The sequence below is a fragment of the Paenibacillus tepidiphilus genome (genome assembly GCF_008635795.1).
GTDB classification, from domain to species: domain Bacteria; phylum Bacillota; class Bacilli; order Paenibacillales; family Paenibacillaceae; genus Paenibacillus_AQ; species Paenibacillus_AQ tepidiphilus.
In genome coordinates, this window is the sequence record NZ_VWRQ01000030.1 from 42,093 (window position 1) to 67,113 (window position 25,021).

At 49.7% G+C, this 25,021-nt stretch carries 41 protein-coding genes and 1 rRNA gene; 40 read left to right on the plus strand and 2 right to left on the minus strand.

Annotated features, from left to right (window positions below; genetic code table 11):
* Positions 1-11 precede the first annotated feature (11 nt).
* From rplD to F1379_RS26970, 36 genes are all read left to right on the plus strand, one after another.
* Positions 12-635 carry a 50S ribosomal protein L4 gene (gene rplD / locus F1379_RS26795; protein WP_150275538.1) on the plus strand — a complete coding sequence of 208 codons (624 nt, stop codon included), beginning with the start codon at positions 12-14 and terminating at the stop codon, positions 633-635.
* On the plus strand, positions 635-928 hold the full coding sequence (gene rplW, locus F1379_RS26800) for a 50S ribosomal protein L23 (protein ID WP_150275539.1): 294 nt from the start codon (positions 635-637) through the stop codon (positions 926-928). Before rplD ends, rplW begins: the two co-directional genes overlap by 1 nt.
* A 27-nt stretch (positions 929-955) precedes the next feature.
* Positions 956-1,786, plus strand: coding sequence for a 50S ribosomal protein L2 (gene rplB, locus F1379_RS26805; RefSeq protein ID WP_150275540.1), 831 nt, complete (start codon positions 956-958; stop codon positions 1,784-1,786).
* Positions 1,787-1,864: 78 nt separating this feature from the next.
* Entirely contained in the window at positions 1,865-2,143 is a 279-nt protein-coding gene (gene rpsS / locus F1379_RS26810; RefSeq protein ID WP_150275541.1) for a 30S ribosomal protein S19, read from the plus strand.
* Between the two features lie 34 nt (positions 2,144-2,177).
* Positions 2,178-2,510 (plus strand): 50S ribosomal protein L22, encoded by a 333-nt coding sequence (gene rplV / locus F1379_RS26815; protein ID WP_150275542.1) that lies wholly within the window; start codon positions 2,178-2,180, stop codon positions 2,508-2,510.
* Positions 2,511-2,523: 13 nt separating this feature from the next.
* Positions 2,524-3,189 carry a 30S ribosomal protein S3 gene (rpsC, locus tag F1379_RS26820; protein WP_150275543.1) on the plus strand — a complete coding sequence of 222 codons (666 nt, stop codon included), beginning with the start codon at positions 2,524-2,526 and terminating at the stop codon, positions 3,187-3,189.
* Between the two features lie 2 nt (positions 3,190-3,191).
* Positions 3,192-3,626 (plus strand): 50S ribosomal protein L16, encoded by a 435-nt coding sequence (gene rplP, locus F1379_RS26825; protein WP_150275544.1) that lies wholly within the window; start codon positions 3,192-3,194, stop codon positions 3,624-3,626.
* Positions 3,616-3,813, plus strand: a complete 198-nt coding sequence (gene rpmC / locus F1379_RS26830; RefSeq protein ID WP_091072758.1) for a 50S ribosomal protein L29 — start codon at positions 3,616-3,618, stop codon at positions 3,811-3,813. The genes rplP and rpmC overlap by 11 nt, the downstream gene beginning before the upstream one ends.
* Before the next feature lie 42 nt (positions 3,814-3,855).
* Positions 3,856-4,122, plus strand: coding sequence for a 30S ribosomal protein S17 (gene rpsQ / locus F1379_RS26835; RefSeq protein WP_091072760.1), 267 nt, complete (start codon positions 3,856-3,858; stop codon positions 4,120-4,122).
* Positions 4,123-4,160: 38 nt separating this feature from the next.
* A complete protein-coding gene (gene rplN, locus F1379_RS26840) occupies positions 4,161-4,529 on the plus strand; it encodes a 50S ribosomal protein L14 (protein ID WP_150275545.1) in 369 nt (122 codons plus the stop codon).
* A 52-nt stretch (positions 4,530-4,581) separates the two neighbouring features.
* Complete coding sequence (gene rplX, locus F1379_RS26845; RefSeq protein ID WP_239004838.1) at positions 4,582-4,935, plus strand: 50S ribosomal protein L24; 354 nt, start codon at positions 4,582-4,584, stop codon at positions 4,933-4,935.
* 30 nt (positions 4,936-4,965) lie between these two features.
* A complete protein-coding gene (gene rplE / locus F1379_RS26850; RefSeq protein ID WP_150275546.1) occupies positions 4,966-5,508 on the plus strand; it encodes a 50S ribosomal protein L5 in 543 nt (180 codons plus the stop codon).
* Between the two features lie 45 nt (positions 5,509-5,553).
* Positions 5,554-5,739 (plus strand): type Z 30S ribosomal protein S14, encoded by a 186-nt coding sequence (locus F1379_RS26855; RefSeq protein WP_036589425.1) that lies wholly within the window; start codon positions 5,554-5,556, stop codon positions 5,737-5,739.
* Between the two features lie 32 nt (positions 5,740-5,771).
* Complete coding sequence (gene rpsH, locus F1379_RS26860) at positions 5,772-6,170, plus strand: 30S ribosomal protein S8 (RefSeq protein ID WP_150275547.1); 399 nt, start codon at positions 5,772-5,774, stop codon at positions 6,168-6,170.
* A gap of 30 nt (positions 6,171-6,200) precedes the next feature.
* Complete coding sequence (gene rplF, locus F1379_RS26865; protein ID WP_150275548.1) at positions 6,201-6,743, plus strand: 50S ribosomal protein L6; 543 nt, start codon at positions 6,201-6,203, stop codon at positions 6,741-6,743.
* 87 nt (positions 6,744-6,830) lie between these two features.
* Positions 6,831-7,199, plus strand: coding sequence for a 50S ribosomal protein L18 (rplR, locus tag F1379_RS26870; protein ID WP_150275571.1), 369 nt, complete (start codon positions 6,831-6,833; stop codon positions 7,197-7,199).
* A gap of 27 nt (positions 7,200-7,226) precedes the next feature.
* Positions 7,227-7,724 carry a 30S ribosomal protein S5 gene (rpsE, locus tag F1379_RS26875; RefSeq protein ID WP_150275549.1) on the plus strand — a complete coding sequence of 166 codons (498 nt, stop codon included), beginning with the start codon at positions 7,227-7,229 and terminating at the stop codon, positions 7,722-7,724.
* A 14-nt stretch (positions 7,725-7,738) separates the two neighbouring features.
* On the plus strand, positions 7,739-7,924 hold the full coding sequence (rpmD, locus tag F1379_RS26880) for a 50S ribosomal protein L30 (RefSeq protein ID WP_150275550.1): 186 nt from the start codon (positions 7,739-7,741) through the stop codon (positions 7,922-7,924).
* A gap of 41 nt (positions 7,925-7,965) precedes the next feature.
* Positions 7,966-8,406 carry a 50S ribosomal protein L15 gene (gene rplO / locus F1379_RS26885; protein ID WP_150275551.1) on the plus strand — a complete coding sequence of 147 codons (441 nt, stop codon included), beginning with the start codon at positions 7,966-7,968 and terminating at the stop codon, positions 8,404-8,406.
* Complete coding sequence (secY, locus tag F1379_RS26890; RefSeq protein ID WP_150275552.1) at positions 8,406-9,704, plus strand: preprotein translocase subunit SecY; 1,299 nt, start codon at positions 8,406-8,408, stop codon at positions 9,702-9,704. The genes rplO and secY overlap by 1 nt, the downstream gene beginning before the upstream one ends.
* A gap of 98 nt (positions 9,705-9,802) precedes the next feature.
* Positions 9,803-10,447 (plus strand): adenylate kinase, encoded by a 645-nt coding sequence (locus F1379_RS26895; RefSeq protein ID WP_150275553.1) that lies wholly within the window; start codon positions 9,803-9,805, stop codon positions 10,445-10,447.
* Between the two features lie 4 nt (positions 10,448-10,451).
* Entirely contained in the window at positions 10,452-11,204 is a 753-nt protein-coding gene (gene map, locus F1379_RS26900) for a type I methionyl aminopeptidase (protein ID WP_150275554.1), read from the plus strand.
* Between the two features lie 11 nt (positions 11,205-11,215).
* Positions 11,216-11,524: a KOW domain-containing RNA-binding protein gene (locus F1379_RS26905; RefSeq protein WP_150275555.1), complete on the plus strand. Its 309-nt coding sequence runs from the start codon at positions 11,216-11,218 to the stop codon at positions 11,522-11,524.
* Between the two features lie 2 nt (positions 11,525-11,526).
* Entirely contained in the window at positions 11,527-11,742 is a 216-nt protein-coding gene (gene infA, locus F1379_RS26910) for a translation initiation factor IF-1 (RefSeq protein WP_006676514.1), read from the plus strand.
* Positions 11,743-11,808: 66 nt separating this feature from the next.
* Positions 11,809-11,922: a 50S ribosomal protein L36 gene (rpmJ, locus tag F1379_RS26915; protein WP_003322638.1), complete on the plus strand. Its 114-nt coding sequence runs from the start codon at positions 11,809-11,811 to the stop codon at positions 11,920-11,922.
* A 19-nt stretch (positions 11,923-11,941) separates the two neighbouring features.
* On the plus strand, positions 11,942-12,310 hold the full coding sequence (gene rpsM / locus F1379_RS26920; RefSeq protein WP_150275556.1) for a 30S ribosomal protein S13: 369 nt from the start codon (positions 11,942-11,944) through the stop codon (positions 12,308-12,310).
* 19 nt (positions 12,311-12,329) lie between these two features.
* Complete coding sequence (gene rpsK / locus F1379_RS26925) at positions 12,330-12,725, plus strand: 30S ribosomal protein S11 (RefSeq protein WP_150275557.1); 396 nt, start codon at positions 12,330-12,332, stop codon at positions 12,723-12,725.
* A gap of 129 nt (positions 12,726-12,854) precedes the next feature.
* Positions 12,855-13,799 (plus strand): DNA-directed RNA polymerase subunit alpha, encoded by a 945-nt coding sequence (locus F1379_RS26930; RefSeq protein ID WP_150275558.1) that lies wholly within the window; start codon positions 12,855-12,857, stop codon positions 13,797-13,799.
* A gap of 33 nt (positions 13,800-13,832) precedes the next feature.
* Entirely contained in the window at positions 13,833-14,198 is a 366-nt protein-coding gene (gene rplQ / locus F1379_RS26935; protein WP_019908254.1) for a 50S ribosomal protein L17, read from the plus strand.
* 233 nt (positions 14,199-14,431) lie between these two features.
* Positions 14,432-15,211 (plus strand): tRNA pseudouridine(38-40) synthase TruA, encoded by a 780-nt coding sequence (gene truA, locus F1379_RS26940; protein WP_150275572.1) that lies wholly within the window; start codon positions 14,432-14,434, stop codon positions 15,209-15,211.
* Between the two features lie 231 nt (positions 15,212-15,442).
* Positions 15,443-15,880: a 50S ribosomal protein L13 gene (gene rplM, locus F1379_RS26945; protein WP_150275559.1), complete on the plus strand. Its 438-nt coding sequence runs from the start codon at positions 15,443-15,445 to the stop codon at positions 15,878-15,880.
* Positions 15,881-15,900: 20 nt separating this feature from the next.
* Positions 15,901-16,293 (plus strand): 30S ribosomal protein S9, encoded by a 393-nt coding sequence (gene rpsI / locus F1379_RS26950; protein ID WP_150275560.1) that lies wholly within the window; start codon positions 15,901-15,903, stop codon positions 16,291-16,293.
* Between the two features lie 191 nt (positions 16,294-16,484).
* Positions 16,485-17,177: a phosphoadenylyl-sulfate reductase gene (locus tag F1379_RS26955; RefSeq protein WP_150275561.1), complete on the plus strand. Its 693-nt coding sequence runs from the start codon at positions 16,485-16,487 to the stop codon at positions 17,175-17,177.
* A 20-nt stretch (positions 17,178-17,197) separates the two neighbouring features.
* Positions 17,198-18,364 (plus strand): sulfate adenylyltransferase, encoded by a 1,167-nt coding sequence (gene sat, locus F1379_RS26960; protein WP_150275562.1) that lies wholly within the window; start codon positions 17,198-17,200, stop codon positions 18,362-18,364.
* 90 nt (positions 18,365-18,454) lie between these two features.
* On the plus strand, positions 18,455-19,201 hold the full coding sequence (gene cwlD, locus F1379_RS26965; protein WP_150275563.1) for an N-acetylmuramoyl-L-alanine amidase CwlD: 747 nt from the start codon (positions 18,455-18,457) through the stop codon (positions 19,199-19,201).
* Positions 19,202-19,289: 88 nt separating this feature from the next.
* The gene (locus tag F1379_RS26970; RefSeq protein ID WP_150275564.1) at positions 19,290-20,402 is read left to right on the plus strand and encodes an Mrp/NBP35 family ATP-binding protein; all 1,113 of its coding nucleotides are present in this window, start codon (positions 19,290-19,292) and stop codon (positions 20,400-20,402) included.
* A 144-nt stretch (positions 20,403-20,546) separates the two neighbouring features.
* On the opposite strand, the gene gerD is transcribed toward F1379_RS26970, so the two are convergent.
* Positions 20,547-21,236, minus strand: a complete 690-nt coding sequence (gene gerD, locus F1379_RS26975; protein ID WP_150275565.1) for a spore germination lipoprotein GerD — start codon at positions 21,234-21,236, stop codon at positions 20,547-20,549.
* Between the two features lie 258 nt (positions 21,237-21,494).
* Between gerD and F1379_RS26980 the strand changes: the two genes are divergently transcribed.
* Positions 21,495-22,313, plus strand: coding sequence for a PPK2 family polyphosphate kinase (locus tag F1379_RS26980; protein WP_150275566.1), 819 nt, complete (start codon positions 21,495-21,497; stop codon positions 22,311-22,313).
* 28 nt (positions 22,314-22,341) lie between these two features.
* On the opposite strand, the gene pdaB is transcribed toward F1379_RS26980, so the two are convergent.
* Entirely contained in the window at positions 22,342-23,145 is an 804-nt protein-coding gene (pdaB, locus tag F1379_RS26985) for a polysaccharide deacetylase family sporulation protein PdaB (protein ID WP_150275567.1), read from the minus strand.
* Positions 23,146-23,266: 121 nt separating this feature from the next.
* Between pdaB and F1379_RS26990 the strand changes: the two genes are divergently transcribed.
* The 3 genes from F1379_RS26990 to F1379_RS27000 form a co-directional block, all read left to right on the plus strand.
* On the plus strand, positions 23,267-23,860 hold the full coding sequence (locus tag F1379_RS26990) for a stage II sporulation protein M (protein WP_150275568.1): 594 nt from the start codon (positions 23,267-23,269) through the stop codon (positions 23,858-23,860).
* A 238-nt stretch (positions 23,861-24,098) separates the two neighbouring features.
* On the plus strand, positions 24,099-24,329 hold the full coding sequence (locus tag F1379_RS26995; protein WP_150275569.1) for a hypothetical protein: 231 nt from the start codon (positions 24,099-24,101) through the stop codon (positions 24,327-24,329).
* A 319-nt stretch (positions 24,330-24,648) separates the two neighbouring features.
* Positions 24,649-25,021 (plus strand): 16S ribosomal RNA (locus F1379_RS27000); the annotation flags it as partial.

Sequence of the window (25,021 nt, forward strand, 5' to 3'; positions counted from 1 at the left end):
AGGAACATGAAATGCCAAAAGTAACACTTTTTAATATCAGCGGCAACGAAGTGGGCGAAGTTGAACTGAGCGACACAGTATTCGGTATTGAACCGAATGTGCATGTAATGCATGAAGCTGTGCTGCTGCAGAGAGCATCCCTGCGCCGCGGTACTCATAAAGTTAAAGGACGTTCTGAAGTTCGTGGCGGCGGACGTAAGCCTTGGAAACAAAAAGGTACAGGTCGCGCTCGTCAAGGCTCCATTCGTTCTCCACAATGGAAAGGCGGCGGCGTTGTCTTCGGACCAACTCCACGCAGCTATTCCTGGAAACTGCCTAAGAAGGTTCGCCGTCTGGCCATCAAATCCGCACTCTCCTCGAAAGTGCTTGAACAAGATATCATTGTTCTTGACAGCCTGACACTGAATGCTCCGAAGACGAAAGATTTCGTAGCTATTCTGAACAATCTGAAGGTTGGCAGCAAAGCGCTCGTTGTGGCTCCTGCTTACGACGATAACGTTGCTCTTTCCGCCCGTAACATCCCTGGCGTGAAATTTGTAGCGGCTGACGGCATCAATGTTCTTGATGTGCTGACGCACGACAAACTGATCATCACCAAGGAAGCAGTACAGAAGGTAGAGGAGGTGTTCGCGTAATGAAAGATCCTCGTGATATTATCAAACGTCCGGTGATTACGGAACGCACATCCGACTATATGAGCGAATTGAAATACGCTTTTGAAGTGGACATTCGTGCCAACAAAACCGAAATCAAGCAAGCCGTTGAGGCTATCTTTAAAGTAAAAGTAGTTAGTGTGAACACTATGCGCGTACCTGGCAAGCTGAAACGCTACGGCAGATACTCCGGATACACTCCAGAGTGGAAGAAAGCCATCGTGAAGCTCAGCCCGGACAGCAAGCCGCTCGAATTTTTTGAAGCGGTAGAATAATACTCTTGAAGTAAGGAGGGAACTTAAGTGCCAATCAAAAAGTACAAACCGACCTCTCCGGCAAGACGCGCTATGTCCGTGTCTACGTTTGAAGAAATCACAACAAACCAGCCTGAGAAATCGTTGCTTGCGCCGCTGAGCAAGAAAGCCGGCCGCAACAACCAAGGTAAAATTACGGTTCGTCACCATGGCGGCGGACACAAGCGTAAATACCGTATCATCGACTTCAAGCGGACGAAAGACGGCATACCAGGTACCGTTGCTACGATCGAGTATGACCCGAACCGTACGTCCAACATCGCTTTGATCAACTATGCCGACGGAGAGAAACGTTACATCCTCGCTCCTAAAGGACTCAAAGTTGGGGATAAAGTGGAATCCGGACCTAGCGCCGACATCAAAATCGGCAACAGCCTTCCTCTGGAAAACATTCCGGTAGGTACAGTTATCCACAACATCGAGCTGAAACCAGGCAAAGGCGGACAATTGGTGCGCGCTGCCGGTACAGAAGCTCAGCTTCTTGGTAAAGAAGAAAAATACGTTTCCGTTCGTCTGACTTCCGGCGAAGTACGCAGAATCCTGAGCGTATGCCGTGCGACAATCGGTTCCGTAGGCAACGAAGACCATGAATTGATAAAGATCGGTAAAGCCGGTCGCAGCCGCTGGCTGGGTCAACGTCCTGAAGTTCGCGGGGTAGTAATGAACCCTAACGATCACCCACACGGTGGTGGTGAAGGCCGCGCTCCTATCGGACGCAAATCGCCTATGTCTCCTTGGGGCAAACCAACCCTTGGTTACAAAACCCGTAAGAAAAACAAGGCATCTGATAAATATATCGTTCGCCGCCGCACGAAATAAGACGCTTCTAGCAAGTTAGGATAGCGCGAAGCGTCGTTTCGCGGTTTGAAAGAACCGGAATGAAGGGAGGATTTACACATGGGTCGCAGTTTAAAGAAGGGGCCGTTCATTGATGGCTACCTGCTGAAAAAAGTTGAGGAACTGAACGCGACAGACAAGAAAGTCGTGGTGAAAACCTGGTCCCGTCGCTCAACGATTTTCCCTCAGTTTATCGGACATACGTTTGGTGTATATGACGGCCGTAAGCACGTGCCTGTATACGTAACGGAAGACATGGTAGGTCACAAGTTGGGCGAGTTCGCGCCAACACGTACTTACAAAGGCCATGCGAATGACGATAAGAAAACAAGAAGATAATTAACAGGTCTTCGTTTGAGAGGAGGGTAAACACATGGAAGCAAAAGCGCACGCTAGATCGGTGCGGATTTCTGCCCGTAAAGCGAAACTGGTTGTTGACCTGATTCGCGGCAAGCAGGTTGGGGAAGCAATCGCTATTCTTCGCCACACTCCGAAATCCGCTTCTCCGGTAGTTGAAAAGCTGCTCAACTCGGCTATTGCCAATGCTGAGCACAACTACTCCATGGACGTGAACAATTTGTTCATTAGCGAAATTTTCGTTAACCAAGGTCCAACAATGAAACGTTTCCGCCCGCGCGCGATGGGTCGCGCCAGCCGGATCAATAAACGCACCAGCCACATTACTTTGGTGGTATCCGAGAAATAAGGAGGGATAACTAGTGGGTCAAAAGGTTAATCCAGTCGGACTCCGGATCGGTATCATTCGCGATTGGGAATCCAAATGGTATGCAGGCAAAGATTTCGGGACACTCTTGATGGAAGACGTCAAAATCCGTGAATACCTTAAAGGCAAATTGAAGGATTCCGCAGTTTCCCGCATCGAGATCGAAAGAGCGGCAAGCCGCGTGAATGTTACCATTCACACTGCCAAGCCAGGTATGGTAATCGGTAAAGGCGGCGCTGAAGTTGAAGTGCTGCGCAGCGCGGTTACAGCAATTGCCGGCGGCAAGAAAGTACACATCAACATCAATGAAATCAAGCACCCTGAACTGGACGCTATCCTGGTTGCTGAGAGCATTGCACAACAGCTGGAGCGCCGTGTATCGTTCCGTCGTGCACTGAAGCAAGCGATCCAAAGAACTATGCGCTCCGGTGCAAAGGGAATCAAAACTCAAGTTGGCGGACGTCTTGGCGGTGCCGAAATCGCCCGTTCAGAAGGATATAGCGAAGGAACAGTTCCACTTCATACGCTTCGTGCCGATATCGACTACGGAACGGCTGAAGCCCATACAACTTACGGCCGTATCGGTGTAAAAGTATGGATCTACCGTGGAGAAGTTCTTCCCCCAGCTAAGAAACAAGCTGCTCAGGAAGGAGGCAACTAATCATGTTGGTACCAAAGCGCGTTAAACACCGCAAGCAACAGCGCGGTCACATGAAGGGTATGGCAAAAGGCGGTACTGAGCTGAACTTCGGCGAATTCGGCCTGCAGGCTCTGGAACCATCCTGGATCACCAACCGTCAGATCGAAGCTGCCCGTATTGCGATGACCCGTTACATCAAACGTGGCGGTAAAGTATGGATCAAGATTTTCCCTGACAAGCCAATCACTCAGAAGCCTCTTGAGGTTCGTATGGGTAGTGGTAAAGGTAACGTAGAGAAGTGGGTAGCGGTTGTTAAACCGGGCAAGATTATGTTCGAACTCGGAGGCGTATCGGAAGAAATCGCTCGTGAAGCGATGCGTCTTGCTGCTCACAAGCTTCCTGTTAAGACTAAGTTTGTGAAACGTGAAGAATTGGGTGGTGAAGCAAATGAAAGCTAATGAACTTCGCAACTTAACCACTGCCGAGATTGAACAAAAGATCGCGGGCTTCAAAGAAGAACTCTTCAATCTCCGTTTCCAACTGGCTACGGGCCAGCTGGATAACCCGACTCGGATTCGTGATGTGCGCAAGGAAATAGCTCGTGCTAAAACCGTTATCCATGAAAGAGTACTTGGCATTAGTTAAGCGAGGCCGGATGTAGATCCGTAATCAGGAAGGAGGCTAACTATGAGCGAAGAACGCAACGCACGTAAAGTGCAAATCGGCAAAGTGGTCAGCGACAAAATGGATAAAACCATCGTAATTGCTGTGGAAACATATAAGAAGCATGACCTGTACCACAAACGCATCAAGTCCACGAAGAAATTCAAGGCACATGATGAAGAGAACATTGCGAAAATTGGTGACACCGTGAAAATCATGGAAACTCGTCCGCTCTCCAAGGACAAACGCTGGAGATTGGTCGAAGTGGTTGAAAAAGCGGTTATCATCTAAGATAATCTGATAGTTTTTCCGGAAGGAGGAAAATAATAATGATTCAACCATTTACACGTTTACATGTGGCTGACAACTCTGGTGCGAAGGAACTGATGTGTATCCGCGTACTGGGTGGTACTGGACGCCGTACAGCGGCTATCGGTGACTTGATCGTTTGCTCTGTCAAACAAGCAACACCAGGCGGCGTTGTCAAAAAAGGTGATGTAGTTAAAGCGGTGGTTGTTCGCACTAAGCGTTCGGTACGCCGTAAGGACGGTTCTTACATTGCTTTCGACGAAAACGCAGCTGTTATCGTTAAAGAAGACAGAAGCCCGCGCGGAACACGTATTTTCGGACCAGTTGCTCGCGAACTCCGCGATAAAGACTACATGAAGATCGTTTCCTTGGCACCGGAAGTAATCTAAACCGCCCCAAAAAGTGATCGTGCCCCAAACAGTGTCATAGGAGGTGTAATGAATGCCTAGAGTGAAAAAAGTTCTGGAATCCCATAGCAATCAACTGCACGTGAAAAAAGACGATGTGGTGATCGTGATCAGCGGGAAGGACAAAGGTAAAAAAGGCCGTGTCATCGCTGCATACCCTCGTGAAAACCGCGTGCTGGTGGAAGGCGTAAATATGGTGAAGAAACACCAGAAGCCGAACCAGATGAATCCGCAAGGCGGAATCATCGAGCAGGAAGCTCCAATCCATGTGTCCAACGTAATGCACGTAGATCCGAAGAGCGGTAAGGTTACACGTATCGGATACAAAGTGCTCGACAACGGAAACAAGGTTCGCGTAGCGAAAAGATCCGGAGAGATTATCGACTAATATAGTCCTTAAGAAAGGAGGCTAATCTTCATGGCAGCAAGAATGAAAGAACGGTATTTGAACGAAATTACTCCTGCGCTGATGCAGAAGTTTAACTATACCACTGTTATGCAAGTACCTAAGATCGAGAAAGTGGTCATCAACATGGGTGTGGGTGACGCTGTTCAGAACTCCAAAGTGCTTGACTCTGCAGTGAACGACATGCAATTGATCTCTGGCCAAAAGCCGGTTATCACCAGAGCTAAGAAATCCATCGCCGGTTTCAAACTGCGCGAGAACATGCCGATCGGGGTTAAAGTAACACTGCGCGGTGAACGCATGTATTACTTCCTGGACAAATTGTTCAACGTAACGCTTCCACGCGTTCGTGACTTCCGCGGTGTATCGACCAAAGCCTTTGACGGCCGCGGCAACTACACACTGGGTCTGAAAGAACAACTGATCTTCCCGGAAATCGAGTATGACAAAGTAGATAAAGTCCGCGGTATGGACATTGTTATCGTAACGACCGCCAAGTCGGATGAGGAATCCCGCGAGCTGCTGAATCAGCTGGGAATGCCTTTCGCCAAGTAAGATTGATCCATTTCTCCGAAACTGTTTAGGAGGTGTCAGGCTAAAGTGGCAAAAACTTCGATGAAAGTTAAACAACAGCGCGAGCCTAAGTTCAAAGTGCGTGCATACACACGTTGCGAGCGTTGCGGTCGTCCACATTCGGTACTGCAAAAGTTCAAAATTTGCAGAATTTGTTTCCGTGAGTTAGCTTATAAAGGCCAGATTCCTGGCGTGAAAAAAGCAAGTTGGTAAGAAGTTTATAAACGGGAAGGAGGTTTACACACATGACTATGTCTGATCCTATTGCAGATATGCTTACTCGTATTCGTAACGCCAACATCGTGCGTCACGAAACAGTAGAAATGCCTGCTTCTACTATGAAGAAACAAATCGCGGACATTCTGAAGCGTGAAGGCTTCATCCGTGATGCGGAATTCGTTGAAGATAACAAACAAGGGATTATCCGTATTTTCCTGAAATACGGCCCGAACCAAGAGCGCGTTATCTCCGGTCTGAAGAGAATCAGTAAGCCTGGTCTTCGCGTTTACACGAAGAGCAATGAAGTTCCTCGTGTACTCGGCGGTCTGGGCATCGCGATTATCTCCACGTCCAAGGGAGTTATGACCGACAAGGAAGCTCGTCAATCGAAATCCGGCGGAGAAGTTGTCTGCTACGTTTGGTAATTAACGTCACAAGATAAGGAGGTGCAACACATGTCTCGTATTGGTCGCAAACCAATCGCAGTACCTAGCGGTGTGGACGTTACTGTCGACAACACCGTTATTACCGTAAAGGGCCCTAAAGGCACATTGAGTCGTGAGCTTCATAAAGACATGAAGATCACGATTGAAAATAACGAAATCAACGTTGTTCGTCCTTCGGACAACAAACTGCATCGCTCTCTTCACGGCACAACCCGCTCCGTTGTCAATAACATGGTGAGCGGTGTGACCGATGGTTTCTCGAAATCTCTGGAACTGGTTGGGGTCGGATATCGTGCAAGCAAGTCCGGAGATAAGATCGTCCTGAACGTTGGCTACTCCCACCCGGTTGAAATTACACCGGAAGCGGGCATCGAGTTCGAAGTTCCTTCGAACACGAAGATCATCGTTAAAGGTATCGACAAGGAACGCGTTGGCGCATATGCTGCTCAAATCCGTTCCGTTCGTGAACCTGAACCGTACAAAGGCAAAGGTATCAAATATGAAGGCGAGCGTATCATCCGTAAGGAAGGTAAAGCCGGTAAGAAGAAATAATAACGGCTCGTTTACCCGGGATAAGATACTTCTTGCATCTTAATGTGATATTGCCCACGGCAAACTGAAGGGAGTGAAATGGAAGTCATGATTACAAAAGGCGATAAGAACAAGGCTCGTCTCAAAAGACATCTGCGTGTGCGCACGAAAATCCAGGGTACTGCTGAGCGTCCACGTCTGAACGTGTTCCGTTCTTCGAAACACATCTACGCTCAACTGATCGATGACGTGAAGGGTGTTACTCTGGTATCCGCCTCCACGCAAGATAAAGAACTGAGCGCAAACATCGGCAATGGCGGCAGCGTTGAAGCTGCAGGCAAAGTGGGTCAGCTGATCGCTGAGCGCGCTAAGGCTAACGGCCATAAGGTTGTAGTATTCGACCGCGGTGGATACTTGTACCATGGACGGATTCAAGCACTGGCTGATGCAGCTCGTGAAGCTGGTCTTGAATTCTAGAACAATTCTTAAAAGGAGGTTAACGACTTGCGTATAGATCCGAACAGTTTAGAGCTGACAGAAAGAGTTGTACACATCAACCGTGTTGCTAAAGTTGTAAAAGGCGGACGCCGCTTCAGCTTCAGCGCACTTGTTGTTGTGGGCGACGGCAACGGACATGTCGGTGCAGGTATCGGTAAAGCCGGCGAAGTGCCGGATGCGATCCGCAAAGGCATTGAAGACGCCAAGAAAAACCTGATCCACATTCCAATCGTTGGGACATCGATTCCTCACTTGGTTACCGGGCATTTCGGCGCAGGACGCGTGCTGCTGAAACCGGCATCCGAAGGTACTGGCGTTATTGCCGGCGGTCCTGTTCGTGCGGTGCTCGAGTTGGCAGGTATTGGCGACATTTTGACAAAATCTCTGGGTTCTTCGAATTCCATGAACATGGTCAATGCTACTCTGGAGGGACTTTCCCGCCTGAAACGCATTGAAGAGGTCGCGAAGCTTCGCGGCAAATCTGTCGAAGAATTGCGCGGTTAAGGAGGGGAACGTCAATGGCAAAACTGCAGATTACCCTCGTTCGCAGCGTAATCGGACGTCCGGAAACACAACGTGTTACCGTTAAGACGCTCGGCCTGCGTAAGACTAACTCCACAGTGGTTCACAATGATACTCCTGCAATTCGCGGGATGATCAACAAAGTGAGCCATCTGTTGTCTGTTACTGAAATTGAAGGCTAAACAGCCTACTATACATTACGAAGAATAAGGAGGTGCAAACGATGAAGTTACATGAACTTGCTCCAGCTCCAGGCTCCCGCAAAGAACGCAACCGTGTAGGTCGTGGTCCAAGTAGCGGTAACGGTAAAACTTCGGGTCGCGGTCACAAAGGTCAAAACTCCCGCTCCGGCGGTGGTGTGCGTCCTGGCTTCGAAGGTGGACAAAACCCACTCTATCGTCGTCTGCCTAAACGTGGTTTCCTCAATCCTACCCGTAAAGAGTATGCGATTGTAAACCTTGAAGATCTGAACAGCTTTGCTGAAGGAACTGAAGTGACTCCACAGTTGCTCGTTGAAACTGGTGTAGTCAAGAATTCCAAGAGCGGCATCAAGATCCTCGGCAACGGTGAGCTGACCGTAAAATTGAACGTTCAAGCAAATAAGTTCTCTCAATCTGCGGTAGAGAAAATCGAGGCTGCCGGCGGTAAAACCGAGGTGATCTAATGTTCAAGACCCTTAAGAATATCTGGCATGTTGAAGATTTGCGCAAAAAGATCCTGTTCACCCTGTTCGTCCTGATCATCTACCGCATCGGTTCGTTTGTACCGGTGCCCGGTGTGAATAAAGAAGTACTGGAAGCAACGAATCAGAGCGGCGACGCTTTGATGGGTCTTTTGAACACCTTTTCGGGCGGAGCGCTCAAAAACTTCTCCATTTTTGCAATCAGTATTTACCCGTATATCACTGCGTCCATCATCGTGCAGCTTTTGTCGATGGATGTTATCCCTAAGTTTGCCGAGTGGGCGAAGCAAGGGGAGCACGGGAAAAAGCAGCTTGCACAAGTTACACGTTACGGTACCGTGGTGCTCGGTTTGATTCAAGCCTTTGCAACCTCCATCGGGTTCAACCGGATTTATAGCGCGGAGATGATTCCAAATGCTACCTTTGCGGATTATCTGCTTATCGCGATAATCTTGACGGCAGGTACATCCTTCTTGATGTGGCTGGGCGAGCAGATTACCGAAAAGGGAATTGGAAACGGGATTTCGATCCTGATTTTTGCGGGAATCGTCGCTGCCATTCCGGGATATATCACGACGACGGCGGAATCGAGCTTTATCCAACCGGACCAGATATTCCTGAATATTCTTAAAGTGGTTATCGTACTGCTCGTGATCGTGGCGATTATTGTCGGAGTTATCTTCGTACAGCAGGGTATCCGCAAGATCCCTGTACAATATGCCAAGCGTGTGGTCGGTAACAAAATGTACGGTGGACAGAATACACATATTCCGCTTAAGATCAATGCGGCGGGTGTTATTCCGGTGATCTTCGCAATTTCACTGCTTCAATTTCCAATCGTACTCTCCAGCTTCTGGTCGACTCATGCATGGGCTCAATGGGTTACCAACAATCTGGATCATACGAAACCGCTCGGCATGGTCCTGTACGTGGTAATGATCATCGGATTTACGTTCTTCTATACGTTTGTTCAGATGAATCCTCAGCAAATGGCCGACAACATGAAGAAGAACGGCGGGTACATTCCGGGAATCCGGCCAGGGAAACCTACTGAGAAATATCTCACCAGAGTCATGTCGCGCCTGACCATGTCCGGTGCCCTGTTCCTGGCGTTTATCTCTGTATTGCCGGTATTCTTTGGAACACTGTCCGGACTGCCGAAGCAAGTGCAGATTGGTGGTACCTCACTCTTGATCGTAGTCGGGGTTGCCTTGGATACGATGAAGCAGATCGAGAGCCAGCTGATCAAACGCCATTACAAAGGCTTCATCAATAAATAGGCGATAGGTTCCGGCGAAGCTTAAGGTTGATGGACTTCCCGGCACCTATTGTGCTGTTTCTTGCATGGTGGCGAACTTTGGAGGGAGAAGAGAGAATCGTGAACATACTATTCATGGGCCCTCCCGGGGCAGGCAAGGGGACACAGGCTGGCGTAATCGTTAAAGAATTGGGTATTCCGCATATTTCGACAGGGGACGCTTTCCGTTTGGCAATCAAACAGGAAACTCCAGTCGGGCTGAAAGCCAAATCCTATATCGACCAAGGCTTGCTTGTACCTGATGATGTGACCATCGGAATCGTTGAGGAACGGCTGCAGCAGTCCGATTGCGAAAAAGGTTTCTTATTGGATGGTTTTCCAAGAACCCTTTCGCAAGCGGAAGCGCTGGAGAATATCTTAAGCCGTCTCAATACTTCGCTGGATCATGTAGTCAACTTGAATGTGGACCGCGGCCTGCTGATGGCGCGTCTGACCGGACGCCGGATCTGCAGCACCTGCGGAACATCCTACCATCTGATTTTCAATCCGCCGAAGCAAGAAGGCATTTGCGACATTGATGGTGGCGAATTGTATCAACGTCCGGATGACAACGAGGAAAGCGTAGGCAAGCGTCTGGATGAGTACGACAACAAGACAGCGCCTCTGCTGGCGTTTTACGAAGATAAGGGTCTTTTGCGTCAGGTGAACGGAGAGAACGAAATTGATGTCGTGACTTCCGAAATCGTATCGTTGCTGCGGGGTTAATGTAATGATCATTTGTAAATCCGAACAGGAACTTGCCTTTATGAGGGAAGCTGGTCGAATTGTTGCCGAGTCTCACCGGTTGATCAAACAGGCCATTGAGCCTGGGATTACGACAGGGGAGCTCGACAGAATCGCCGATCAATACATTCGCAGTCAAGGTGCTGTGCCGTCTTTCAAAGGTTACAACGGTTTTCCTGCCAGCATTTGCGCTTCAGTCAACGAACAATTGGTGCATGGATTTCCAGGGAAACGCAAACTGATCGAAGGCGACATTGTGACGCTGGACATCGGAGCCGAGTACCGCGGTTATCACGGTGACTCCGCCTGGACCTACGGGGTAGGGCAAATTTCCGCAGAAGCCCAGCGCTTGCTGGATGTGACGGAAGGCTCCCTCTACGCTGGCCTGGCACTGGTCAAACCGGATGTGCGCTTGTTTACAATCTCCCATGCGATCCAGCAATACATCGAGGAGGCGGGATTCTCTGTCGTCCGCGAGTATGTGGGTCACGGCATCGGGGCAAAACTGCATGAAGAACCGCAAATTCCGAATTATGGCATAGCGGACCGCGGACCTCGTCTGAAGCCGGGTATGGTACTCGCGATTGAGCCGATGGTGAACGCCGGGGAAAGAAATGTCAGAACGCTGGAAGACAACTGGACAGTCGTTACGGTTGACGGTTCACTGTGCGCTCATTTCGAGCATACAGTGGCGGTTACACCGGACGGCATGGAAATTTTCACGAAACTGAATGCGTAGGTGAACTTCACATGAAACTTGGAAGCAGCCCGCAGGTTGGTCAAATAGTGAGAATTCTCAAAGGCAAGGATGCCGGAGAGGCTGCCGTTGTTATCAAGGTTATAGATAGCAGATTTGTATACATTGCCGATGGAGACAAACGCAGGTTTGATGCCCCGAAGAAGAAGAATATTCAGCATTTGGAGCTCATACCCTTCATCAGCAGTGAGGTTGTAGACAGTTTGGAAGAAACCGGCCGGGTCACAAATGGAAAGCTGCGTTTTGTGGTAATGAAGTATGGGGATTCCGCCGGATCCAGTGCAAATGAGAGAGGAGACTAACTGTGGCTAAGGAAGATGTCATTGAAGTGGAAGGCACGGTCATTGAACCGCTGCCGAATGCAACGTTTAGAGTCGAACTTGAGAACGGTCATCAGATTCTGGCCCATGTGTCGGGCAAACTGCGGATGCACTTTATCCGTATTCTGACCGGGGACAAAGTCGTCGTGCAGTTATCGCCTTACGATCTGAGCAAAGGCCGTATAACTTACCGTAAATAGATGTGAACTAAGCGCAAGTTTCGAACCCAGTTTTACTCCGTGTAAAACGATTAGGAGGGAATTAACATGAAGGTAAGACCTTCTGTAAAGCCCATTTGCGAAAAATGCAAAGTCATCCGCCGCAAAGGGACTGTTATGGTAATCTGTGAAAATCCGAAGCACAAACAAAAACAAGGTTAAAGAAGGGGGTGTAGCGTAAATGGCTCGTATAGCTGGTGTGGATTTGCCACGTGACAAACGCGTTGAGATCGCCTTGACTTACATTTTCGGAATCGGTAAAACGACTTCCCAGAAAATTCTTAAAGAGACAGGCATTGATATTAACACTCGTGTCCGTGATTTGACGGAAGATGAAGTCAGCAAACTGCGTGAAACGATCGACAAATCGGTTAAGGTTGAAGGTGACCTGCGTCGTGAAATTTCCTTGAATATTAAGCGTCTTACTGAGATCGGCTGTTACCGCGGTGTTCGTCACCGTCGTGGATTGCCTGTTCGCGGTCAACGTACCAAGACCAATGCCCGTACTCGGAAAGGCCCGCGTCGTACGGTAGCAAACAAGAAGAAATAATAAGGGGTGATAAGAGACAATGGCTAAACCAAAGAAAGTCGTTCGTACCAAACGTCGTGACCGTAAGAATATCGAAGCTGGCGTGGCACACATCCGTTCCACGTTCAACAACACCATCGTTACCATTACGGATCCACACGGCAATGCAATTTCCTGGGCAAGCTCCGGCGGCCAAGGATTTAAAGGTTCCCGTAAATCGACTCCATTTGCAGCGCAAATGGCAGCCGAATCTGCTGCAAAGGCAGCTATGGAACACGGCATGAAGTCCGTTGAAGTTATGGTTAAGGGACCGGGCGCGGGCCGCGAAGCAGCCATCCGCTCCCTTCAGGCCGCAGGCCTGGAAGTTAACCTCATTAAAGACGTAACTCCAGTTCCTCACAATGGATGCCGTCCGCCGAAACGTCGCCGCGTATAGTGAAATCAGTATGGTGATTGTGGTATAATTCTGACGCATCTGCTAATAATAGGTGTTTAGGCATACTACATGATACACCTGATGGGTGAACGTTTCATATAGGAGCGACGTTTGAAGGAGGGGTAACTCGTGATAGAAATCGAAAAGCCGAAGATTGAGACCGTAGAAGTCAATGATGAAGGAACCTATGGGAAATTCGTAGTTGAACCGCTTGAACGTGGATATGGCACGACTCTGGGGAATTCGCTTCGTCGGATTCTGCTTTCGTCCCTTCCAGGGGCTGCAGTGACTTCGGTGCAAATCGATGGCGTTCTGCATGAGTTCTCGACTGTTCCTGGCGTAATGGAAGATGTAACGGAGATCATTCTGAACCTTAAGGCTCTCTCGCTCAAGATTCATTCTGACGAAGAGAAAGTGTTCGAGATTGATGCTGAAGGTGAAGGCATCGTTACCGCAGGTGATATCCGTGCGGACAGCGACGTTGAGATCCTCAACCCGGATCTTCATATTGCCACGCTGGGTCCAGGCGCGAGACTTCACATGCGAATTTTTGCAGGCCGTGGCCGCGGCTATGTTCAGGCTGACCGTAACAAACGCGAGGACCAGCCGATCGGTGTAATTCCGGTTGACTCCATCTACACGCCTATTTCCCGCGTGAACTACGTGATCGACAACACGCGTGTCGGTCAGGTGACCAACTATGACAAGTTGACGCTGGAAGTATGGACCGATGGCAGTATCCGACCGGAAGAAGCCGTCAGCCTCGGCGCCAAAATTTTGAACGAGCACCTCGTTTTGTTCGTGGGCCTCACGGACGAAGCGAAAGACGCCGAAATTATGGTGGAAAAAGAAGAAGACAAAAAAGAAAAAGTGCTTGAGATGACAATCGAAGAGCTCGATCTGTCTGTACGTTCCTACAACTGCCTCAAACGTGCCGGTATCAACACCGTGCAGGAGCTGACCACGAAGACTGAAGAAGATATGATGAAGGTCCGCAATCTGGGCCGCAAATCTTTGGAAGAAGTTCAAGAGAAGCTTGAAGAGCTCGGTTTGGGACTGCGTACTGAAGAATAGTTCGCGATTGCTTGAGTAAAGGAGGGAAAACAAATGGCATACCAAAAATTGGGCCGTGATTCCAGTGCGCGTAAAGCATTGTTCCGCGACATGGTAACGGATCTGTTCTTGTACGAGCGCATCCAGACTACGGAAGCCAAAGCGAAGGAAGTTCGTTCCATCGCTGAGAAGCTGATCACTAAAGCGAAAAAAGGTGATCTGCATGCCCGTCGTCAAGTAGCTGCTTTTGTTCGTCGTGAGACTGTTGATGGTGAACAAGATGCAATCCAAAAATTGTTCTCTGACATTGCTCCTCGTTACACTGAGCGTCCAGGCGGATACACTCGTATCCTGAAGCTGGGACCTCGTCGTGGCGATGCTGCGCCTATGGTATATCTTGAGCTGGTAGACCGCGCGTAGTAGGCAAGCAATGATTTCCGGTATGATCCATTTTGTTATTGTGCAGCAGGGGCTTACAGGCCCTGCCGTACCAATAACCGCGGGAATCACCTTGTATAGAGTAGAAGGAGCTCCCGCCGGGGCTCTTTTTTTTTCGCAGAGTACCAGGGTGGGTATCTGTGAGACGGCCCCACTTCGTGGGGCTGTTTACTGAAATGGATGGCTTCGGCGAAGCCGGTGGAAAGGAGGGGGACATGCGCAATCTGTTTATGAAGGTTAACTATGACGGGACGAATTATGACGGCTTCCAGACTCAGCCTAGCGGCAACACCGTTCAGGACCGGCTGGAGCAGGCAATTCAGCTGCTGACGGGCGAGGCCTTGAAGATTACCGCTTCGGGACGCACGGACGCAGGAGTCCATGCATATGGACAGCCGTTTAACTTTGCCACAGCCTCTCAGATCCCGGTGGAGCGCTGGTGCCTCGCGCTGAATGCGCGGCTTCCCGTGGATATTGTAGTTACCGAAGCCCGGGAAGTCGCGATGTCATTTCATTCGCGCAGGGGAGCCAAGCGCAAAACCTACCGTTATACAATCAACGCCAACCAGTTTCCCGACCCATTTTTGCGGCGGTGGCAGTACCACCATCCGGGTAAGCTGGATCTGTCAGCTATGGAACAGGGCTTGGCCTATCTGATCGGTACGCATGACTATACCTCCTTTGCCTCCCGCAAGTCCACGAAGACCTCCCATGTCAGGACGATCTATGAGGCCCGTATTGAAGTGGACCTTAGTCTCTGCCGACCGGGTACACGGGATCAAGGCGTTATTCATACGTTTATTACGGGAAGCGGCTTTTTGCAGCACATGGTTCGTATCATCATGGGGACGCTGATGCAGGTCGGCGAGGGTAAATTTGATGCGCACCGGATGGCGGATATTCTGGCTGCGTGCGATCGTGGGGCGGCAGGACCGACTGCAGTAGCGAATGGCCTTGCGCTTTGGAGCGTTGAATACGAGGATCTTGAATTATAAAATCGTCAGTATTTTTTACGAAAAAAATGTCCGACATTCTCTAAAAATCGCTTGCGCTTGGCGTAGTTATACTGTAATATAAAAGTTGTGTTTTCTTGATGGCTATCCCACAGCCCCGATCAAGAAGATGCCCAAAACATGCTTTACCCACTTACAACAATGTAATTCTAATCGTGAAACTTGACATACGAATAACAAGATTTTCGTACGAGAACTAAGGAGGATACTTTCATGCGTACCACTTATATGGCGAAGCCGAACGAAGTTGAGCGCAATTGGCATATCATTGATGCCGAAGGCAAAACGCTCGGCCGTCTGGCGAGTGAAGCCGCTGCTCTGATCCGTGGCAAGCACAAACCACAATTCACTCCACATGTTGACACTGGCGATTTCGTTATCGTTATCAACGCGGAGAAGATTCATTTGACTGGCAAGAAGCTGCAAAACAAAAAATACTACCGTCACTCTTTGTATCCAGGCGGCCTGAAGGTTACTACTGCTGAGGATCTCTTGAACAGCAAGCCTGAACGTGTCATCGAATCCGCTGTTCACGGCATGATTCCTAAGACTCGTCAAGGTAACCAAATGAAGCTGAGACTTAAAGTATATGCCGGCGCCGAGCATCCACATGCAGCACAAAAACCTGAAGTTTACGAACTTCGCGGATAAGAATAGGGGAGGACAGTTTCATGGCACAAGTACAATACTATGGGACAGGTCGTCGTAAACATTCGGTAGCACGTGTTCGCCTTGTACCGGGTGAAGGACGCATTGTCATTAACAAACGCGATATGGACGAATATTTCGGTTTGGAAACACTCAAACTGATCGTAAAACAACCGCTGAACCTGACCGAAACACTGGGCAGCTACGATGTGCTGGTAATCGCACACGGCGGCGGTATCTCCGGCCAGGCCGGCGCAATCCGTCACGGCATTGCCCGCGCTTTGCTGAAAGTAGATCCTGAATTCCGCGGATCGCTGAAGAAAGCCGGATTCCTGACTCGTGACCCACGTATGAAGGAACGTAAGAAATACGGCCTCAAAGCCGCTCGTCGCGCTCCACAGTTCTCGAAACGTTAATATTACCGGTTTCCGGTGCACCAAGCCTCCGATCTTATGGTCGGAGGCTTTTTTGTTTGCACTTTCCTCCATAAAAGCATTGACTTCATTCCTGAAAGCATTATACTATTTCATATAAAAATAGTTGGAATTGTCCTTATTTCGCCTAGTATAATCAGCCGCTGCAAATAAGAATATGGGGGAGTATCGTAATGAACTTGCTTGAGAAAGAAGATTTAATTAAGGTTCAGGCCGAGGAGTTGGAGAATGCATCACCTGAGGAAGTGATCCGCTATGCGGTAGAGACGTTTCCTAATATAACATTCGCCTGCAGCTTCGGAGCCGAGGATGTGGTGCTTGTAGATATGCTGCAGAAGATCAGCCCGTCGACGGATGTTTTTTATCTGGATACCGATTTTCATTTCAAAGAAACGTATGAGACGAGAGACGCCATGGTCGGCAAATATGGCATGGAGTTCGTCCGTGTCTCGCCGCAGATGACTCCGGAGGAGCAGGCGCTTCAGTACGGTGATGCGCTATGGACTGTGGACGCCAACCAATGCTGCGCCATCCGGAAGGTTGAACCGCTGACCCGGATTCTTGGGCAATATGAAGCCTGGATCACAGGAATCCGCCGCGATCAGGCACCCACCCGCGCCAATTCCAAGAAGATTGAATATGACAGCAAATTCGGACTTGTCAAATTCAATCCGCTGGCCAGCTGGACCACCGAGGATGTATGGAATTACATCCGTGCCAATAACGTAATTTACAATCCTTTGCATGACCGTAACTTCCCAAGCATCGGCTGTGAATACTGCACACGTGCCGTAATGCCCGGTGAGGATCCGCGTGCAGGCAGATGGTCAGGTTCGGACAAGACGGAATGCGGACTTCATAAATAGCACAGGAGGAGAGAACACAAATGACTTCAATACTTCCTCACGGAGGAACACTGATTCAGCGGGTTGCCGAGGGAGCAGAAAGAGAACGGCTGCTTCAAGAAGCTTTGGAACTTAAAAGCATCTCGATAAACACATGGACGATCTCCGATCTTGACTTGATAGGCGTAGGAGCCTTTTCACCGCTTACCGGCTTTTTGAACGAAGAGGATTACCGTTCAGTCGTAGCCAACATGCGGCTTGCAGACGGCACCGTATGGAGTATACCGGTCACACTGGCTGTTGAGGAGAGCACTGCCTCTGGACTGGCTATCGGTGATAAAGTTTCGCTGATCGGTGAGACTGACGGAGTGGTGTACGGAATTCTGGACGTACAGAGCATTTACAGTGTAGACCAGCAGTTCGAAGCTCAGAATGTGTTCAAAACCACTGATCCAGCCCATCCCGGTGTCAGCAAGCTTCTGGCGCGTTCCAATATCTATGTCGGCGGGCCTATTACAGTATTGAACCGACCGCAGCCGGAGAAATTTGCAGACTTTTATTATGATCCCGCCCAGACCCGGCAGATCTTCGCCGAGAAAGGCTGGAGAACCGTTGTGGGCTTTCAGACACGCAATCCGGTACACCGGGCTCATGAGTATATTCAGAAATGTGCAATGGAAGTCGTAGATGCCCTGTTCCTTAATCCGCTAGTCGGAGAGACCAAATCGGATGATGTGCCGGCCAATGTACGGATGAAGAGTTACTTGACGCTGCTGGAGAACTATTACCCGCAGGACCGCACGTTCCTTGGCGTATTCCCTGCGGCAATGCGCTATGCCGGCCCGCGGGAAGCCATTTTCCATGCGATGGTGCGGAAGAATTACGGCTGTACACATTTTATTGTCGGCCGTGACCATGCGGGGGTAGGCGACTATTACGGCACTTATGAAGCGCAGGAGATCTTCTCCAACTTCACGGCTGAAGAATTGGGGATTACTCCGTTGTTCTTCGAGCATAGCTTCTTCTGCGTGAAATGCGGCAACATGGCATCTAATAAGACCTGTCCGCATCCGGCAGATCAGCATTTGACATTGTCCGGCACCAAGGTGCGGGCGCTGCTGCGCGCCGGTGAATGTCCGCCTCCGGAATTCACGCGACCGGAAGTGGCACAAATTCTGATTGAGGGCATGCAGGAAGTTACGGCCTAATGAATCCTTTAAATTAATCATAACGGTACTATTTGCCCCCCTTGTCCCATATAGATGAGTAGAATCTATGTGGACGAGGGGGTCTTTGTTATGTCTGGCCGACAGCGCAGCAAGGTATCGGTCTGGATCACCTGGAGCGGGATCAAGAAAAGTATGCTGGGAGCGGTACTGGTTGCCGCTATTATCGGCATTATCGCTTATGATATGCCAAGTGCCAAGCCGGCGAATTACTGGAGTCTGCCGCTCTCCGGCAAGGTTATTGCGATTGATGCCGGCCACGGGGGACCTGATGGAGGAGCCGTCAGCCGAGAGGGGCTAATCGAGAAAGACATCAATCTGGCGGTATCGCTCTATTTGCGGGACTATTTACAGCAGGCCGGTGCAATTGTGGTTATGACCCGGGAAGGAGATCATGACCTTGCCAGGGAGGAGACAAAGGGGTACTCCAAACGTAAGACCGAGGACTTGAAGCAGCGGGTCAGAAGCATTGAAGAAAAGGGAACAGAGCTGTTCGTAAGCGTGCATATGAACAGTGTGCCTTCGAACCGGTGGAGCGGAGCACAGACCTTTTATTATCCCTCCAATGCAGGGAATAAATTATATGCTGATTATGTTCAAGAGGAGCTTAAGGTCACGCTCGAAAACACAGACCGTGTCGCCAAGACGGCGAATACCGTCTATTTGCTGAAGGCTCTTAAAATGCCTGCTGTGCTGGTTGAGGTGGGCTTTCTGTCACATCCTGAGGAATCTGTTCTGCTGGGAGATGATGTTTATCAGCGGAAGGTGGCGACCGCCATTTACCGGGGTATTTTGCGTTACAGTGCGGAGCAGCCTTGAGTGAAGACTACTCTTCCCGGAGAGGGTAATGCTATAATAAACCTACTACCCGGAGTTATCCGATCCGGAAGAAACAGAGGTGTTGTCCATGCTGACCAGAGAAGACATTCAGCAATTACTCCGGCCGCTTACAGACCCGGTATCGGGGAAGAGCCTGGTGGATGCGCAGTTGATCCGGGATATTATGATTAAGGAAGACCGGATCTCGCTGTCGGTCTCCTGTCTTGATAACGATGCGCACAACCGGATGCAGCTGGAACAGAAAATCCGTGATCTTCTGGCAGAGGGCGGAGCGGACAATGTACATATCCGTCTGCGCGATGCCACCGATTATGAACGTGCTGTCCTGCACGGAGAGAGCGCGGAGGATGAACCGGCACATAATGAAGGGGACAAGCTGAAAGGCCACGCAGCGGGCCTTGAGGACCATGAGCTGCTGAGTGAGGAGTCGGACGTCCACTTCATTGCAGTAGCCAGCGGCAAGGGCGGCGTCGGCAAATCGACGGTTACAGTCAACCTGGCAGTGGCGTTGGCCCGCAAGGGTAAGAGAGTCGGCTTGATTGATGCCGATATCTACGGCTTCAGTGTTCCTGATATGATGGGGATTGAAGAAGGACCGATTGTAGAGGATGGTACGATTATTCCGGTAGAGCGTTTTGGAGTAAAAGTTATGTCCATGGGCTTCTTCATCCGGGAGAACAGTCCAGTCATCTGGCGGGGGCCAATGCTCGGCAAGATGCTGCGGCAATTCTTCGGCGATGTAGGGTGGGGAGAGCTCGACTATCTCCTGCTAGATCTTCCTCCCGGAACAGGTGATGTAGCGCTAGATGTCCATCAGATGCTGCCGGGCAGCAAGGAGATCATAGTTACCACTCCGCATGCTACAGCGGCCTTTGTGGCAGCGAGAGCCGGCTCTATGGCCTTGCAGACAGACCATGAGATATTGGGCGTAATCGAGAATATGTCATACTACGAGTGCAGTTCTTGCGGCAAGAAGGACTATGTGTTCGGAAGAGGCGGCGGGGCGCGTCTGGCGGAGACGCTGCATACCGAATTGCTGGCGCAGCTGCCGCTTGGTGCACCGGATAATCATATCTCGGAACCCGACTTTTCTCCCTCGGTGTATAAAGCGGGAACGGCAACAGCAGACATTTTCGCCGAAGTGGCGGACAAGCTGATCGCCAAACTAGAACGAGAATAGACGGCAGCAGGCGATATACCGCAGCAGAAGAGGCCATTCTCCTTTGAACAGGGGAATGGCCTCTTCTTATACTGTAAGAATGGACGATGATCGGGGTGCGAGCAAAGTACCTGAATAGGCACTCATGTAGTTTGCAGGAGGTTGCTATGATCCCGATTCCTCGCCGCCTTCTTCGCCGCCTCCACCGCCGCCGCCTTGCTCACCTCCGCCTTGGCCGCCCTGCTCGCCGCCTTTTTTCTCGACTTTAGGCTGCAATTCATCCTGAACGACGGTTTTTAACAAGCCCAGCACTTCCATGCGGAAGAGCGGATTTTGCATCGCTTCCTGCATGATGGTCATCGATTGCTTGCGGTAATCGGGTGTTTTAGTAAGATCCAGGAACATTTTCATCATTTCGGGGGTCTTCATAATCTCAGCGACTGATTTTTGATATGTCGGATCCTTGATCAGCTGCAGATGCAGCTCTTTACTCTGTGAGTTGACGGCTTTGGCGAAATCGCCTGCAAACTGCGGATCTGTCATAATCTTCTCGATTTCCTTCTGGTACTCGGGAGCTGTAATTGTATCTTTAACCGCGAGCCGGATTTCTTCCGTGGTTTGCATTGGCATCATCTTCATACTGAGCCCGCTGCTTCCTTCCGAGCCGGATCCGCCGCCGAGGGCTTCCTCGACCGCCTTTTTACCCTCGTCACTTTTGAGAATGTCGACCACCATGGTCTTCATTTCTTTGTATCCCATCTGACCCGATGAACTGCTCTGCTCTCCTCCGCATGCGGTTAAGGTTAAGACCAAAGTAAGCGCCAAGCCGCAAGCACCTATACGCCTCCACTTCATTGCGCTGCCCTCCTTTATCAGATTCCTGACTGTAGTATGCCGCACGGCGCAGGATTTATGATGCATGGCTGCAGTTTTTACCCGGCAGCTTTGGCAAGATTAATATGTATAGACCGCAATGCAAATAACCCCGTACATCCGCTAAGGATGGCACGGGGCTGTTTTGCTTAAAATCTCCGCATGAAGGTTAATCTTTAAGAACAGATGCCTAAGCCGGTTAATGATTTTTGCATGAAGGGAATCTGGAGGAGGGAATATATGAACATCAACCGTTATATGATAAAAGACACAACCGAAAAGCTCCATCGGCTCGATCCGGATGACACCGGTGATCTGAAGCATAAAGAAGCAGCGCTTCTCAAGACGGAAAAGCTGAAGGAGCGACTCGCCGAGCTGCAAGATATACTGTTTGCCCAAAAGAAGCATTCTTTACTTGTCGTACTTCAAGGTATGGACTCCAGTGGAAAGGACGGAACGGTAAAGCATATCTTCTCAGGCATCAATCCGCAGGGGTTTATCGTCACCAGCTTCAAAAAGCCCTCGCTGGAGGAGGAGGCCCATGACTTTCTGTGGCGCATCCATATGAAGACTCCGCCCAAAGGGTATATTGCCGCCTTCAACCGTTCGCACTATGAGGATGTCCTGGTTCCCCGAGTACATGGCGCGCTTGGCCAGGAAGAGTTGAAGCGGCGGTTCCGCTATATCCGGCAGTTTGAGGAGATGCTCGCTGAAGAGGGAACGACCATTATCAAGCTTTTTCTGCATATCTCCAAGGAGAAGCAGCTGGAGAAAATCCAGGAGCGGCTGCATGATCCGGCGAAGCACTGGAAATTCGATGCCAGCGATCTGCAGGAACGCAAATACTGGGATGATTATCAGGCGGCGTATGAAGATGTTTTTAAAGAGACTCATCAGGAAAAAGCGCCCTGGTACTGGATTCCGGCCAATCACCGCTGGTACCGCAATTACCTGGCTCTGAGCATTGTTGTCAGAACCCTGGAGACGCTCGATCTGAGTTATCCGAAGCTGGATGATCCAACACCGGACATCTCCGAGCTGATATCCCCGCGGCATTGATTGACCGGAAAAATAGAAGTGATACTACTTACAGGCCTGCTGCATCCTCCAGATTATCATCGAGCCAAGCGGAGTCGCGCACTTCGGTACCTTCAGCGCTGCCCTGGCTGATCAGTTCGGAAACCGTCACAAATTCATATCCTTGGGCGCGCAGGTTGTCGATAATGTGCGGGAGCGCCTCATGGGTCTGTTTGCACGAATCGCTGGCATGCAGCAGGACAATATCACCGGGATGGGCTTTGCTGGTTACACGCTTCACGATGTTTTCTACCCCGATGTTCTTCCAGTCCAGCGAGTCGGTATCCCACTGGATAACCTTGTAGCCGAGGTCGCTGGCCACTTGGAGCACTCTTTTATCAAAATCCCCATTGGGCATACGGATAAGGCTCGGGGCCTTGCCGGTTAATTCGGTCAGGATAGTATGGGCAGTGGAAATCTGTGTGCGGATTTCTTCGTTGCTGAGTGTGCTGTAGTTAACATGCTTATGACCGTGGCTGCCGATCTCATATCCTGCATCTTTAATGCTGGTGACAATATCCGGGTGGGTTTTGCTCCAGGGTGAGGAGAGGAAGAAGGTGGCTTTATCCACTTTTTTATCCTCCAGCACCTTAAGAATCGGTTCAGGCCGTTTTTCTCCCCAACTAATATCAAACGTTAAAGCGATCAGCTTCTTTTCCGTCGGCACACTGTAAATTGCGGATGGGCCCGATTCAGAGAATACGGTAATATTGCCCCTCTCGACATATACAACACCGGCGGCCAGAAGCGCAGCGGCAAAAAGATAAAGAAACCGTTTAATCTTCTTTCCGCTGAATACATAAAACGAATTCATACTGACAGCGCTCCTCTCCCATGACAATGCTTGTTTACTCTAAATGTATGCTCGTACCGGCAGCTTAGACCAATCTGCAAGAAATCATGGAGGGGAGAATCGAAGGAACCGGGAGGCCATTATGTTTGCACTGCCTGCTTTTATTAGAGATCTCAGAAGAATGGACACTGCACTTTGGCTGGCGCTGATTTTATTCTTGCTGGGAGGAGTAACCGGATGGCTCGGGACAGGAAGCATTGAGCGGCTTCTTGCCGGGCAATTAGAGGGCTTAAGCAAAATAAGCGGGGAGCTCAGGGATTCATCCCATCCACAGTGGAGCTTCTTTTGGTTTATTTTTATGAATAACAGCATTAAGTGTGTTGCGGTAATATACCTTGGCGCTTTATTCGGAGTGCTGCCGGCAGTCTTTCTGTTAATTAACGGGGCGGTAATCGGATATGTCATTCATTTGTCTTTGCAGCAGGGACAAGATTTGTTTGAACTGATTGTAAAGGGGCTGCTGCCCCATGGCATCGTTGAAATCCCCGCCCTTTTAATTGCTTGCGCGATAGGGCTGCAATTCGGGAGAGAGGTTATCAGACAAATGAGCGGCACCGCTGGCCGGCCGTTATCGCATTTATTAAGACAAACTGTGACCGGCGCGTTCTGGGTAGTGGTGCTGATGTTCATCGCTGCATTGATTGAGAGTACAATTACCTTTGCGCTCCTGTCATAATTTTCTGCAGAAATGAGCATACCATATAAAGCCATCGCAGTACGGATTGTAATCTGTTGCAAGCACCAGGGGGAAACCAAGAGATTTTTGACAATGATGGTTATAAAAACTTAGCTTCGGTTAATCTAGTGTAAGCGGATAAATCGATCTGTGTTTCCCACCACATGGACTAACTTCGATCGCACAAGCGGAGGTATATGAGACTTTATCAATCCAATTTATGAAGGAGGCCAAGCATATGTTGGGAATGTTGTTCAATGAGAAGGAGTGCAAGGAGCTGGATTATGTCTTGCGAAAAGAGCTTGACGAGATGCTTCTGGATTTAAGTGATCAACGCTTGGACCAAAATATCAGGCATGCCATTGCCAATCGATATAAAACCGTATTCCGGATGTATGCCCGTTTTGCTCCTCAAAAGGAACTCTCCAAGTATGCGTGGGGTGGACGTTCATCGCAGATGAAACATTGAGATTTGAGAAATAACAAATCAATAGTTGACTAATGAGGAGCGGCTGTGATAAATTATATCTCGCGCTCCTTTTCGATTTGAAAAGAGAAACGCAGGCGAGAATTAAATGAAAAAAACTTTTTTTTAAAAAAAAGCTTGCCAAAACGAACGAGGTTATGATATATTATAAAAGTCGCCGCTGACAAACGGCGGTGAAGAAAAAAGAGACATTGATCTTTGAAAACTGAACAACGAGTGAGTATCGGGAATCACTTCGGTGATTCCAAAATGAGAATTTATTCTCGTCAGTTTCAAAATGAGCTATCGCTCTTTCAATACCTTATTGGAGAGTTTGATCCTGGCTCAGGACGAACGCTGGCGGCGTGCCTAATACATGCAAGTCGAGCGGACTAATAGTTTCCTTCGGGAAACTGTTGGTTAGCGGCGGACGGGTGAGTAACACGTAGGCAACCTGCCCCTTGGACTGGGATAACTACCGGAAACGGTAGCTAATACCGGATAATTTCTTCTGCTGCATGGCGGGAGAATGAAAGGCGGAGCAATCTGTCATCAAGGGATGGGCCTGCGGCGCATTAGCTAGTTGGTGGGGTAACGGCTCACCAAGGCGACGATGCGTAGCCGACCTGAGAGGGTGAACGGCCACACTGGGACTGAGACACGGCCCAGACTCCTACGGGAGGCAGCAGTAGGGA